The organism is Aurantimonas sp. C2-5-R2 (genome assembly GCF_036549495.1).
Classification (GTDB): Bacteria; Pseudomonadota; Alphaproteobacteria; order Rhizobiales; family Rhizobiaceae; genus Aurantimonas; species Aurantimonas coralicida_A.
Window position 1 is genome coordinate 1 of record NZ_JAZHLJ010000046.1, and the last position, 12257, is coordinate 12257.

Annotated in this window: 12 protein-coding genes and 1 pseudogene; 4 read left to right on the forward strand and 9 right to left on the reverse strand. The window is 65.6% G+C overall.

The genetic code is table 11. From position 1 onward, the window contains the following. Nucleotides 1-188, forward strand: a pseudogene (locus tag VQ044_RS16910) (IS256 family transposase); the annotation flags it as partial. 129 nt (nucleotides 189-317) lie between these two features. On the opposite strand, the gene VQ044_RS16915 reads toward VQ044_RS16910, so the two are convergent. After that, nucleotides 318-560, reverse strand: coding sequence for a hypothetical protein (locus tag VQ044_RS16915; protein WP_327648423.1), 243 nt, complete (start codon nucleotides 558-560; stop codon nucleotides 318-320). A gap of 90 nt (nucleotides 561-650) precedes the next feature. Then, entirely contained in the window at nucleotides 651-875 is a 225-nt protein-coding gene (locus VQ044_RS16920) for a hypothetical protein (protein WP_327648424.1), read from the reverse strand. Between the two features lie 111 nt (nucleotides 876-986). Between VQ044_RS16920 and VQ044_RS16925 the strand changes: the two genes are divergently transcribed. Then, nucleotides 987-1160: a hypothetical protein gene (locus VQ044_RS16925; protein WP_327648425.1), complete on the forward strand. Its 174-nt coding sequence runs from the start codon at nucleotides 987-989 to the stop codon at nucleotides 1158-1160. 146 nt (nucleotides 1161-1306) lie between these two features. Here VQ044_RS16925 and VQ044_RS16930 read toward each other — a convergent pair whose 3' ends face one another. The 5 genes from VQ044_RS16930 to VQ044_RS16950 form a co-directional block, all read right to left on the reverse strand. After that, nucleotides 1307-3241: a hypothetical protein gene (locus tag VQ044_RS16930; protein ID WP_327648427.1), complete on the reverse strand. Its 1935-nt coding sequence runs from the start codon at nucleotides 3239-3241 to the stop codon at nucleotides 1307-1309. 20 nt (nucleotides 3242-3261) lie between these two features. Further along, on the reverse strand, nucleotides 3262-4284 hold the full coding sequence (locus VQ044_RS16935; protein WP_327648429.1) for an ABC transporter permease: 1023 nt from the start codon (nucleotides 4282-4284) through the stop codon (nucleotides 3262-3264). After that, the gene (locus VQ044_RS16940) at nucleotides 4277-6163 is read right to left on the reverse strand and encodes a sugar ABC transporter ATP-binding protein (RefSeq protein WP_327648431.1); all 1887 of its coding nucleotides are present in this window, start codon (nucleotides 6161-6163) and stop codon (nucleotides 4277-4279) included. Before VQ044_RS16940 ends, VQ044_RS16935 begins: the two co-directional genes overlap by 8 nt. Before the next feature lie 113 nt (nucleotides 6164-6276). Further along, entirely contained in the window at nucleotides 6277-7263 is a 987-nt protein-coding gene (locus VQ044_RS16945; RefSeq protein ID WP_327648433.1) for a substrate-binding domain-containing protein, read from the reverse strand. Nucleotides 7264-7327: 64 nt separating this feature from the next. Beyond that, nucleotides 7328-8092: a FadR/GntR family transcriptional regulator gene (locus VQ044_RS16950; protein WP_327648435.1), complete on the reverse strand. Its 765-nt coding sequence runs from the start codon at nucleotides 8090-8092 to the stop codon at nucleotides 7328-7330. A 374-nt stretch (nucleotides 8093-8466) separates the two neighbouring features. On the opposite strand from VQ044_RS16950, the gene VQ044_RS16955 reads away from it, so the two are divergent. Next, complete coding sequence (locus tag VQ044_RS16955; RefSeq protein WP_327648478.1) at nucleotides 8467-9795, forward strand: PQQ-dependent sugar dehydrogenase; 1329 nt, start codon at nucleotides 8467-8469, stop codon at nucleotides 9793-9795. An 88-nt stretch (nucleotides 9796-9883) separates the two neighbouring features. Beyond that, nucleotides 9884-10357, forward strand: coding sequence for a c-type cytochrome (locus VQ044_RS16960; RefSeq protein WP_327651098.1), 474 nt, complete (start codon nucleotides 9884-9886; stop codon nucleotides 10355-10357). A gap of 108 nt (nucleotides 10358-10465) precedes the next feature. Here the strand turns inward: VQ044_RS16960 and VQ044_RS16965 are convergent, their stop codons facing one another. Beyond that, nucleotides 10466-11389, reverse strand: coding sequence for a TatD family hydrolase (locus VQ044_RS16965; RefSeq protein ID WP_327648437.1), 924 nt, complete (start codon nucleotides 11387-11389; stop codon nucleotides 10466-10468). 1 nt (nucleotide 11390) lies between these two features. Then, the gene (locus VQ044_RS16970; protein WP_327648439.1) at nucleotides 11391-12248 is read right to left on the reverse strand and encodes an EboA domain-containing protein; all 858 of its coding nucleotides are present in this window, start codon (nucleotides 12246-12248) and stop codon (nucleotides 11391-11393) included. Between the last annotated feature and the right edge of the window lie 9 nt (nucleotides 12249-12257).

Here is a 12257-nt window from a genome sequence, read left to right on the forward strand (position 1 = left end):
CGCGGCGGTTCGGTCGGGCTGTGCGACTGCCGGAGGGCGACGTTCCTGTGGATCCTGGCAGCGGGGTGTCGAAATCTGCGACCTCGCGGCGGTTCGTTGCCCTGTCGTCGGAGAAGCTTGACGCCTTCATGGGCGCCGATCTGTCCAAACTCGACCTCGTGGTGATCCAGATAGACGGCCTGCACGTGCGCGAGAGCTATGGCTGAAAATGGGTGATGGGGCCTGAGACGGCGGCGTATCGTGGCGGGTGCTGAAGCCTGCCATAACCTCCCGATGGATCGATACGCCATGAAAGACGATACCACGATCACCCCGCTTCACCAGCCCGGATCGATCCTTGACCGGCTCACCGAGATCGCCCGCGAGGGCGCGCGCCAGACGGGCTCGCCTATGCGCATGTCGGCATCGACCTCTTCGAGGAAGCCCTTGGCGAGCATCGCGCCAACCACCTTGGCGGCAGCGCCGCCGCGCAGGCTCTCGGGCAGCGGCACGGCAATGTGATCGGGCCGCTGGGCGGCGGCGCTCAGGATCAGGGCTTGGGTGTCGGAAAGCTGGGTCATCGTCGTCTCCCGTATCGGGGCGCGCGGGATGCGGGCCCTTCTACGAGGTCGAGCCCGCCAGTCGGCGGGCGGGACCGGGCGTGGGTCGTCTCACTCGGCGTGTTCGCCTTCGTTGAAGGCGCTGTCGGTGATCTCGCGCAGCTTGGCGCGGTAATGGCTCACGGTGCCGACATGGCCCCAGTTGATCTCGTCGGGGGGGTCTTGAAGTGGCCGTCGCTGAGCGCCTTGAGGCGCTCCAGCATCGCGTCGATCTCGAACTTGGCGGCGATGAAGGCCGTCGAGGGCCTTGGTGTTGTCGGTCGCGCGGCGGGTCATCGGGGTCGCTCCGTGGTGAGTTGCATCGTCCTTCTGACAGGACGTTTGCTCCGGTCGCGACGCTTATCAACTCAATAAGCGCCTGATTCTGAATGATAATCGGAGCCGTCGATGCAGGGCATGAGCGAGCGCCAGTACGCCGCCCATGTCGGGCTATCGCGGGGCGCGATCCAGAAGGCGAAGGCCGCCGAGCGGCTCGTGCTGTTCCCCGACGGCAGCATCAATGCCGCGGCCAGCGACGCATGCATCGAGAATGAATGGCTGAAGCAGTTCGTGGCCGGGTAACTGGTGACGGTGCGCACCAAACGCGGCTTCGCCCGGCTCGAACGGCAGGAGCTGCGTAAGCATTCCGAGGCGTTCGGCTGCCGCGCTGACGCCCCCGGGGCCGCATGGATCGCCGGCGCGGCTTTGAGGCAGACTCTCGTCCGGGCTCAACCGGAGGAGACTTTCGCGACGGCGTAGGAATCGAGGACGAGCTCGCGTCCCGAGGCGGGACGCATATCGTCGAGGAATGATGGCGAGGCCGCCGCCTCGGCGAAGCTGCCGGCGTCGAGTATCCTCGCCCGCGCCATGTCGAACGGGAGCGCGATCGTCTTCCGCGCGTCGGTGAGATTGGCCACCAGCAGGACCTCCCCGTCGTCGAGCGTGGCGGCGAGTGCCTGGATGCCGCCCGGATCGGACGAGGTGACATCACGCATCGGGCGTTTCGACAGTTGCGCCAGCGCCCGCTGCACGTGGAATACCGGGAACACCCCGCCGGTCTCCTCGAAACCCGGCTGCCGCCAGGCCTGCTCGAGCGCCACCACGCCGTGCGGCCCGGTGGTGCCCCCGAAGGCGATCGCCTCGGCGCCGCCGCGCGCGAAATGGGCGAAATAGCCCAGCGCGAACGCCGCTCCGAGCAAGCCGCGCTGACGCGGATCGTTCTCCTTCATCGCCTGGCGCTCGTCGGACGGGTTCCTCACCGGAGCATCGCCATAGGGATTCATGCGCATGCCGATGGCGCTCGGCCCGACGATGAAGCCCCTGTCCCCAGCGATCGCACGGGCGCTCGCCGCGACGAACGGCAGCGACTCGAGGTTCTGCATCACCGTTCGGTCGTCGCCGGCATGAACGATCGCGGACGTGGTGAAACCGACGAGGTCGAGGTCCTGGAGGGGCGGTCGCTTGCGGTTGAGCTCGGTAAAGAACGAGAACATTCCGCCGGCGATCCTTGCCTGCGGAAACGCCGCGCGCGCTGCCCGGTACAGTTCATCGGCGGGCGGCGCGGGGGGCCATTGGCTGCCCGGCAGCGTGCTCTTCAGGTCGGCCGCCGGCGATATCTGCACGACCTTGAACGGCGAGCCAATCGCGGCGACACTTCGACCGAGAGCCGCTACCTCTTCGGCGAAGCCGTCGACTTCGGCGATGACCGCCTCCAGCCAAGGCTCGGCTCCGAGTGCCCGGCAGATGTCGGCCGCGAGCGAAAGGTCGGCCGCTTCGCCTGTCCGAGGGTCATGGTGATAGACGACATAGTGCGGGGCGAGCGATTTCAGCAGGTCGAGAACGTCGCGGGTCGCCGCCAACTCGGAGCGTTGCAGCCCGACGCCGACACGCGGCGGGATTCCGGCGCCGGGCCTGGGTTCGAGCGCCACCGGCCGGCCGTCGCCGCCGTCTTTACCGGTTGCCTCGCCCTTCACGGCGAGGCTGACGGACTGGACCAGCCGCTCGCCCGGCGAGAGCGTATACGGCCAGGGCTTTGCGAGCGGGCGCACATAGGTCTTGTAGGAGGCGTCGGTCCAGTTGCGCTGATCCTCCATCTCGAAGGTGTCGCCTTCCATCCGGCACGAGACCTCGACACCCGGAACTGGTTCGTGGGTAAGCGCGCGCAACTCCATCATCGGTTGCAACGGATCGATGATCTCCGGGAAACGGCTTTCCTCCATGCTGCCATCGACATGCTCGATGGTCACGGGACGCCCGGCGACGCCCTCCAGCGGATGCAGGACGACGAAGCCGGTGCGGTTGGTCCGGAACGCGGATTCCGCTTCACCCTCGGCGGAAAAATCCAGTGATTGCGGCGTCCCGACGATACGGGCGCTGTAGCGAAAGCTCTGTTCGGCGTCCACGGCGCGGGCGCTGTAGTATACCTCGAAGCGCTCCGCGCTTTCCTCAACCTTCAGATCATCGATCGTGGCGTTGTAGGTGCCCCAGTTCCGGTCCCGCACGAGGAATGAGACCGCGCGGATGATCTCGACCCAGCCGTACCGGATGGCGCGCAGATTGCCGTTGTCGAGCTCGGCCGACAGGGCGCCGGCGCGCAGGATGCGGGGCGGGGTTACCGGCTCTTCGGTTCCGGTGAGGGCGACGCTTCGGCTTGGCTGCGACATGATCTTTTCCCGATAGTGAATCAACGTTCGGCCCGACTGCTGACCAGGCGCTCGACCAGAAGCGCCAGGATGATGATGGAGCCGATCGCCGAGCCTTGCCAGAAGGGCGAGACCCCGAGGAGGTTCAGCCCGTTGCGGATCATCACCATGATCAGGACGCCGATCAGGGTGCCGATGATGGAGCCTCGCCCGCCGTAGAGGCTCGCCCCGCCAATGACCACCGCCGCGATGGCGTCGAGTTCCATGAGGTTGCCGGCGAGAGGATCGGCCGACAGCAGCTGCGCTATGGAGAAGGTGATCGCGACGGCGGCGAAGGCGCCGGAGATCATGTAGGGCAGCACCGAATAGAACAGGACGCTGAGCCCGGCGGCCCGTGCAGCCTCCTTGTTCGATCCGATCGCGTAGATGGTCCGGCCGCCCTTGGTATAGGTGAGGTATAGCCACGCCAGGAGATACATCGCGCCGAGCACGAGGACGTTTGTGGGGATGCCGAGAAAGGACGTGTAGACGATTGACGAAAGGTCCGAAGGGATGCCGGAGATCGCCGTCTGCCCCGACACGATGTAGGCGAGACTGCGCGCGATCGCCATAACACCGAGCGTCACAACGAAGGCGGCGAGCCCGAAATAGGCCACGAGTATCCCCGACAGGAGGCCGATGCCGGCGCCGGAGGCGACCGCCATGAGGATCGCCACCGGAATTGGATAGTCCTTGAGCGCGAGGCCGAGCAGGATGCCGGTCAGGCCCGCGACCGATCCGACCGAAAGGTCGATGCCCCCGGTCAGGATCACGAACGTCATGCCGATCGCCACGAGGCCGATGACGACCGACTGATCGAGAATGTTGAAGATGTTCGTCTGCGTCAGGAAGTAGGGCGAGGCAAACGACAGTCCGACGGCAATGATCAGCGCAAGGCCGAGCATCCGGATTTCGAGCTGCTTCGACATGCGGGCGACGATTCCCGCGCTGCCGTTTCGGTCCGATCCGGCCATCGCCGCGCTTTCCCGGTCGGCGATGTCGGCCGTCTTCGTCCGCTCAAGCATTGAGGCTCTCGATCCGTTGTCTGATGTGGTCGGCAGAGGGCTTGTCCCCGACGCCGCCGACCGTGAGGCCGACCCAGCCGAGATCGTGCCCGCGGCGGCCGCAGATGGGCGCCACAAGTGTGGAAAGCCTGCCGTCGGCTTCGCTGACGAAGCCTTTGCCGCGTTGCGACAGCCCCCTCGGAATGGCGCTTTCCTCGAAGCGCACGGCCTCGCCGGCGGAAAAGCCTGGAGAAGCGGCGGGATCGGCGACGACTGAGTTCAGGCAGATCAGCCTGTCCTCCTCGATGAGCGCCCAGAAGCCCGCGCCGCCGCATTCGCTCGCCAGTTCCTCGAGCAGGGCCGTGTTACGCTGCATCGATGTGCGGGGGGCCGCCAGAAGCGTCAGCTTTTCCTCGTCGAGCATCGCGCTCGGCATGTCGGCGATCGAATACCCGTCGCTGATCACGACAATGCGTGTCGAGACGCCGAGGAGCTCCTCGAAGTCGGAAGAGATGACGACGACGCCCGCCCCCTCGGCCGCGATCCGCTGGAGGATGCCGTAGATCGCCTGGCGCGTGCCGATGTCGACCCCCTTCGTGGGCTCGTCGAGGATGAGAACGTCGGGCTTGATGAGCAGCCATCGCGCGATTATGATCTTCTGCTGCATGCCGCCGGAAAAATTCAGCATGCTGGCGTCGAGCAAGCGGTGCGCCGGCAGGTCGAGAAGCCGCAGCAATTCATCGATCTTGCCCTGTCGTTTCGCGTAACCAAGCCCGAAACCCCGATGGGCGCCGAGATGGGCGAGCAGCAGGTTCTCGCGCACCGACATATCCGGAACGATGTTCTGCACTCGCCGGTCTTCCGGGACGAAGCCGAGGCCGGCTCGCACCGCGTCGGCCGGGCGGCGGAAATCGACCTTCTTGCCGGCGAGCCACATTTCGCCGCCCGTGCGTGGCCGCAATCCGAAGATCGCTTCCGCCGCCTCGGAGCGGCCGGCGCCGACGAGACCGCCGAGACCCAGTATCTCCCCTTGCCTGACGGCGAAGGAGATGCCGCGCACGACCGGCGGGGCGACTAGATCCCTGACCTCGAACACCACCGGCGCCGTGTCGGCCGACGCGACCAAGCCCTTGTCCTGGTAGATCGCGCCGAGATCGCGCCCGACCATCAGGCGGATGATCTCGCTCTGGCTGAGTGATGTCGTCTGACGGTTCGAGGCGACGGTTTCGCCGTCGCGCATGACGGTAACGCGATCGGTAATGGCGAACACCTCCTCGAGCCGGTGCGACACGAAAACCAGCGCGCGGCCGCTGTCCTTGAGCCGCGCCATTACGTCGAACAACCGCTCTACCTCGCCGGCGCTCAGCGAAGCTGTGGGCTCGTCGAAGATGATGAGTTCGGCCTCGAGCGCCAGCGCCTTGGCGATTTCCACAAGCTGGCGCTGAGCGGTCGACAGCCTGCCGACCTCGGTCTCGAGCGGCAGCGCGCCGCCCTGGCCCAGATCGTCGAGGATAGCCGCGGCCCGCTTGCGCATGCCGGCGTGGGATAGCCATCCGGGCGCGCCGAGTTCGGGGAGGAAGATGTTTTCCAGGACCGTCAAGTCCGGAGCCAGCGTCGTTTCCTGCATCACGATCGCGATGCCGGCGGTCAGCGCGTCGCGGGGGGAGCGCAGGACGAGCGGGCTGCCCTTGTGGAGAAGATGTCCGGCGTCCGGGGTCACGTGGCCGGAAATCACCTTCGACAGCGTCGACTTTCCGGCGCCGTTGGCGCCGAGGAGTGCGTGGATTTCGCCTGCGCGCAGCGTCAGCGACGCCCCGCGGAGGGCGCGCGTCCGGCCGAAGGTCTTGTCGATCCCCGAGGCGTCGAGCAGAAGCGCGTCGGCGGCGGGTGGAAAGGTCATCCGGATGGATCCTGGCGAGACTGGTCGCGACAGGCGAGAAGGCGACCGCGCCGCCCTCTCCCCGACGAACGCCTCGGCTCGTCCATAAATCCGGGACGAGCCGAAAGGCGGCATCATTCCATCTCGTTGGCGAACACCGTTTCCTTCACCGTCGGCAGGACCTCGTCGATGTTCTTGGAGGTCACAACGAGGATCGGTACCGTAATCTCCTTCTCCGGCTTGCCGCCGTCCAGATGCTCGAACAGCGCCTCCGCCGATTTCTGCCCCATCAGGTAAGGCTGCTGCATGCCCGAGGCGACGATGTCGCCCGACTTCAGCAGGTCGACGAACTCGGGGATGCCGTCGAAGGCGGCGACGAGCACTTCGCCCTGCCGGCGGGCCGCCTTGATCGCCTGCAACGCGCCGATCGCCGGCTGGTCGGTCTGCACGAACAGGCCGCGCATTTCCGGATTGGCCGTCAGCATGTCCTGGACGAACTTGAAGGTTTCGTCGGCGGTATACGACTGCATCTGTTGCAATCCCGCCTCCTTGCCGGTGGCGCCGCCTTCGGCCAGCCCGTCGCGGAAGCCCTGGGTGCGGGCCTGGCCGTTCTTGCGGGCCTGCGAGATCGTCACCAGTCCGACTGAGCTATCCTCCCAGCCCTTCTCCTTTAACGCGGCGGCGAGCGCCTCACCAACGCCCTTGGCGCCCTCGTAATTGTCGGAGATGATGAATGAGATGTATTCGCCCTCGTTGGTGCCGATGTCGGCGATCACCACCGGAATGTCGCTCTGCTTGGCGAGGGTGAGCACGCTAGGCGCGGTCGAGGAATCGGTCGGAGAGATGACGATGCCCGCCACACCCCGCGCGATGGCGTCCTGGGCGTTCTGGAGTTGCGTCTGGGCGTTGTTGCGAGAGTCCAGCGCCTGGAAGCCGTAGCCCTTTTCCTTTGCGACAGACTCCACGCCTTTCGAAAGGTAACGCCAGAACGGCAGGTCCAGGCCGGGCGTCAGATAGACGATCTCCTTCGACTGCGCCAGCGCCGGCGCGACACCCGATAGACCCGCTGCGGCCGTGATGGCCGCGAGGGTGATGGCTTTCAACAAGCTTCGCTTCTGCATCGTTTCCTCCCTTGTCGACCCCTACAGCCGGGAGCCCTCGGCATGTGTTCCGTCATCGCCAGCACTACGCCGCGCGACCCCGTGACTTCGCGCCCGCGTGCGCCAGGATACTCATCGTGGTCCGGTAGATGCGGTCCAGATGGACGTCGAAGGCGCGGGTTGTGGCTTCCGGGTCTTTCGCCCGCAACGCGGCGACGATCGCCTGATGATCGCCATAGCTCCTGAGGATCGCGCCTGGCTCAGCGACGGCCTTGCGCCGGTGCTCCATCATGTAGCCGTAAAGATCGGCGACGAAGTCGGCGAGCACCTTGTTGCCGCTGCACCTGTAGATGGTCACGTGGAATTCCCGATCGATGATCAGGAACCGGACGGGGTCGGCGGCTGCGTGTCTCTGGGCCTTCAGCGAGTCCTCCAGGAATCTCAGCGTTTCCGCATCGATCCGCTCAGCCGCGCTGGCGACGACCTGCCGTTCGACCAGCAGCCGGGACGCGTGGATGCTCTCGATGTCGTAGCTGTTGATGAGCTTGGATTCCCGCAGGCCAACGAAGTCCTGGCCGACGCTGTCCGAAGCAACCTTCGTCCGCGCGCCCTGCGTCACTACCAGCAGCCCCCTCGCCGCAAGCATCTGGATGCCGCTGCGGACGGTCTCACGACTGACCTGCAGCGCGGCAGCGAGATCACGTTCGCTCGGCAGATCGTCTCCGAGCTTGAGTATCCCCGAAGCGATCAGCGCGGCGATCTTTCCCGCCACGACGTCACGCACGTTGCGCCGTACGATGGCCTCGCGAAGTTCGAGGGCGTTTTCGAGGACGAAGCTTGTCAGCGACATCGCGAATGGACTCTGGAAGCTAGCTGGTCTGGGAACCGGACCAGAGCGGGCAGCTTCGCCGAAGGCTGCATCACTGTCAATGCGCTCTGCCGCCGCCCGCGCGACGACCGGGCGCGGGTGTTTGTGCGGCCTGCAACAGGGACCAGGCGACTTCGCTGGCAAGGGCTCCCGATCCGCCTTGCCGCGATTCCGGCGCGCCGTGGCAGCTTGCCCTCCCGCCCGTTTCTTACCGTCCTGTCATCTTGATGGACAATGCTGAAACGTCGGAATAGCGTTGAGATGCCTGAAAGCGCCGAGGTGCAGTCGTCGGGCGCAAACCGAAATGGGTGGAGGAACACATGCGAATGAGAATCTCACTGGCAATATTGGCCGGCGTGAGCCTGCTATCGTTCACCGGCATATCGAGCGCGCAGGTGAAGGTAACTCTCGAGCCCTACGTGACCGGGGTGAACGCGCCGCTGGTCATGGTGCAGCCACCGAACGACGACCGCAAGTTCGTGGTCGAGCAGTTCGGCCGCATCCGCATCATCGACGCGGACGGGGAGCTTATGGGAGAGCCGTTCCTCGATATCCGCGACCGCATCGTCGACCTGTGGGGAGACTTCGACGAGCGCGGCATGCTGGGTCTCGCATTCCACCCAGACTTCGCCACGAACGGAAAATTCTACGTCGCCTACAGTGCGCCCACAAGGTTCCAGAACGATCTGGCAAAGATGTTCTGGTGGGATCACACCAACGTCATAGCTGAGTACACCGTCTCCAAAGACGATCCGGACGTCGCCGACCGCGAGTCGGAAAGGCGCATCAGTTCGATCGACTGGCCGCAGTTCAACCACAACGGCCACTGGATCGGCTTCGGCGGCGACGGCAAGCTGTACTTTTCCACCGGTGACGGCGGCTACGCCAACGACTGGGGTATCGGCCACAATGTCACCGAGGGCAACGGCCAGGATCAGGACTCCCCGAACGGCAAGATCCACCGGATTGACGTCGACACGCCCGGCGCCGAGCCGGAGATGTACGCCTACGGCCTGCGCAACCCCTGGCGCTGTTCCTTCGACATGGCGGACGGAAAGACGCTCTATTGCGGCGACGTCCAGCAGAACAGCTACGAGGAAGTGGACGTGATCGAGGAAGGCGACAACCTCGGTTGGCGCAAGATGGAAGCTTCGCACTGCTTCGATTACACCAAGCCGGATGAGCATCCGACGTCCTGCGACACCGCCGGACTGAAGTTGCCGATCCTGGAATATGGCAACTGCACGGCCAAGCCAACGGACTGCAAGGGCATCTCGGTCACCGGCGGATACATTTATCGCGGCGCCAACAAGGACTGGGACGGCAAATACATCTTTGGCGACTGGTCGAAGTCGTTCGCTGCCATGGACGGCCAGATCTTTGTCGGCACAAAGGGCGACAACGGCGAGTGGTCGATGGAGGTAGCCACCACCAACATGGAAGGGAAGAACCCGTACGTTCTCGCCTTCGCCCAGGACTCGGAGGGTGAGGTATACGCCCTCACCTCCCTCACCACCGGCCCATGGGGCAGCCTCGACACGATCTACAAGATCGTCCCCGCCGAGGGTGGTTCGGACACATCGAGCTCCGGGGGCACGGCCACGCCTGCGGCCTCCGGGAACGCCGCCGACGCACCGGAGGAAAATCCGGAAGCGGCGGCCGGCGAGGAAATGAAGAACAACTAAGATTCCTGAAAACCACGATTTGGGGGCGTGGCGGGTCCCGCCACGCCCCAACCAGAAACAGAGATAATCCACCTGGAGGAAACCGAATATGGCGGCTTGGAAATCATCGGGCCTGGTCTTTCCGGTCTTGGCGGCGGCCATATACGGGGCTGTCGCAGCGGGAGGCGCGAGCGCAATTGCGCAGGCGCAGGAGAGCCCGGTCCGGTTTGCGCAGAACACCCAGCAACCGGCGGCGGGCGCCGCGGAGCCGACGACTGAGGAAGCCGCGTCCGTGGAAACGGAAGCAGACGAGACTCCGGCCGTATTCGACGAGGCGTTCTTGAACGACCCGACCCACATAGCCGTCGGGAAGGAAGTCTGGGTCACCTGTGGCGGCTGCCACGGCGCGCGCGCGTATCCCGGCAAGGCGCCGAAGCTCAAGCCAAAGCGATACACGCCGGACTTCGTCTATGACCGGGTCACGAACGGCATCAAGAAGATGCCGGCCTGGAAGGATGTCTTCAGCAAGGAAGAGCGCATGGCAGTAACAGCGTACGTCCTCAGCAACAACTTCACCCCCTGACCTGCCGCTGATCCTGCCGGGAATGGCGGTTTTGCTCCGCCTTCTCCGTCACCGCCGGGTGGAAGCCCCGCCTGCCCCGTTTCGCGGGCCTGCGGGTTCCACCGGCGGCTACTCGATCAGGATGCCATCCCGCGCAGCCGCCCCCTGATGCTCGCGCACGAGCGGGTCGCGGCCGCCGCGCAATATCGAGTTTCCCTCGAACAGCGTCCTCTGGTCGATCCCCGGAGGGTTCAGCCAGTCCGCCTCCGCCATCTGTCCGCTCTGTCCATAAGCCGCCAGAGCGTTCGCATAACAGGCCCTGCGTACGTCGGCTTCCGGCACCCCCCGCTCCAGAGCCAGCCGCGCCGTTTTCGGTACGCCGAGCGGGTCGGAGATGCCCCAGTCGCATGCGCTGTCGACGATGATTCGCTCCGCGCCGTAACGCATGAGGATCTCGACCATCCGAGCATTGCCCATTTTGGTGGATGGGTAGATCGAGAAGCCGGCCCAGTAACCTCGCTGGAGGGTTTCCGCCACCGTCTCCTCGTTGTTGTGGTCGATGATCACCTTGGAGGGGTCGATGCCGTGCTCGTCGACGACATCCATGGAGCGCGAGGTGCCGCGCTTCTTGTCGCGGTGCGGGGTGTGCACCATTACCGGCAGGTCCAACTCCTTGGCGAGTTCGAGCTGGGCGCGGAAGTACTTGTCCTCGAGCGCCGTCTGCTCGTCGTAGCCGATCTCGCCGATTGCCACGACGCCCTCCTTCAGGGCGAAACGCGGCAGCCAATCCATCACTCCCTCGGCCAGCTCCTCGTTGTTGGCTTCCTTCGAGTTGAGCCCGACGGTGCAGTAGTGACGGATGCCGAACTGTCCGGCGCGAAACCGCTCCCAGCCGACGATCGACGACAGATAGTCGACATAGGTGCCGACATAGGTACGGGGCTGGCCGGTCCAGAAGGCCGGTTCGATCAGCGCGACGATGCCGGCGGCGGCCATCGCCTCGTAGTCGTCGGTGGTGCGGCTGATCATGTGTGCGTGCGGATCGATGTACATCTCAGGCGACCTCTTCCAGGCTATTCCAGGTCAGTCGACCCGATTCGATCGCCGCCGCCGCCTCCGGACGCGCGGCGAGCACCGTCCGGGCCTCAGGTAGCGGACTGGCCGCCAGCGCCAGCGCCGCCGCGGCAGCCTCGACTCGTTCGCCCCGCAGCGCCCGCTCGAGGTCGGCGATCGCGGCCGCGTCAACGGCGAATGGGCCAACGCAGCGCCAAAGTTCCGGCGTGACAAGTCGGCCAGCGGACCAGCGCTCGTGAGCGTATTCCCGCAGGATGCGGGCAAGCTCCGGGTTCGCCCTTTCGTCCAGATCCTGGATCGGCGACAGCCGGCTGCCGACGAACAGGGCCTTGAGAATCATGTGGTTCCAGCGGTGTTCGTCGAAATTCTCGCGCGGATACGGGTTCTCGTGCGCAATAGCCTCGAAGACCGCCCGCATGTTGGAGCGCAGCCCCTCCCCCGCCTCGAACGAGAGGCTCGCGGGATCGGGGTACAGCGGCAATCCGCGATAGAGCGCCACGAGCTCGGCGGCATCCGCCGTGCGCCGCAGATCCTTGAACCGCTCCGCGAATGGTCGCTGTCCGGAGTGAACCAGCAGCGCCAGCACCCGCGCGGCACCGTCGATGCTCCAGCCGGCGACGCGCCAGCCGGGCCGGGCAGCGGCTGCGGCGGCGTGATCTTCCGGGCTGAGCGCCAGATCGGCCTTGCCGAGCCGCCGGGGAGCGAGACCAAGGAAGAGGTGCAGATCGCGCTCGGGTGCGCCGGTGGCGAGCGCGTCGAGCTGGTCGCGGACCCAACCCGCCTCCGCGCCGGCCTGACGCAAGACCCACTCCCTCAGAAGTTCTTCCGGCTTCGCCATTTGACGTTC

What these genes read in the sequence shown, in the direction of transcription:
- VQ044_RS16915 (WP_327648423.1), bottom strand. Translation starts at nt 560, where the DNA reads ATGACCCAGCTTTCCGACACCCAAGCCCTGATCCTGAGCGCCGCCGCC.
- VQ044_RS16920 (WP_327648424.1), bottom strand. Translation starts at nt 875, where the DNA reads ATGACCCGCCGCGCGACCGACAACACCAAGGCCCTCGACGGCCTTCAT.
- VQ044_RS16925 (WP_327648425.1), top strand. Translation starts at nt 987, where the DNA reads ATGCAGGGCATGAGCGAGCGCCAGTACGCCGCCCATGTCGGGCTATCG.
- VQ044_RS16930 (WP_327648427.1), bottom strand. Translation starts at nt 3,241, where the DNA reads ATGTCGCAGCCAAGCCGAAGCGTCGCCCTCACCGGAACCGAAGAGCCG.
- VQ044_RS16935 (WP_327648429.1), bottom strand. Translation starts at nt 4,284, where the DNA reads ATGCTTGAGCGGACGAAGACGGCCGACATCGCCGACCGGGAAAGCGCG.
- VQ044_RS16940 (WP_327648431.1), bottom strand. Translation starts at nt 6,163, where the DNA reads ATGACCTTTCCACCCGCCGCCGACGCGCTTCTGCTCGACGCCTCGGGG.
- VQ044_RS16945 (WP_327648433.1), bottom strand. Translation starts at nt 7,263, where the DNA reads ATGCAGAAGCGAAGCTTGTTGAAAGCCATCACCCTCGCGGCCATCACG.
- VQ044_RS16950 (WP_327648435.1), bottom strand. Translation starts at nt 8,092, where the DNA reads ATGTCGCTGACAAGCTTCGTCCTCGAAAACGCCCTCGAACTTCGCGAG.
- VQ044_RS16960 (WP_327651098.1), top strand. Translation starts at nt 9,884, where the DNA reads ATGGCGGCTTGGAAATCATCGGGCCTGGTCTTTCCGGTCTTGGCGGCG.
- VQ044_RS16965 (WP_327648437.1), bottom strand. Translation starts at nt 11,389, where the DNA reads ATGTACATCGATCCGCACGCACACATGATCAGCCGCACCACCGACGAC.
- VQ044_RS16970 (WP_327648439.1), bottom strand. Translation starts at nt 12,248, where the DNA reads ATGGCGAAGCCGGAAGAACTTCTGAGGGAGTGGGTCTTGCGTCAGGCC.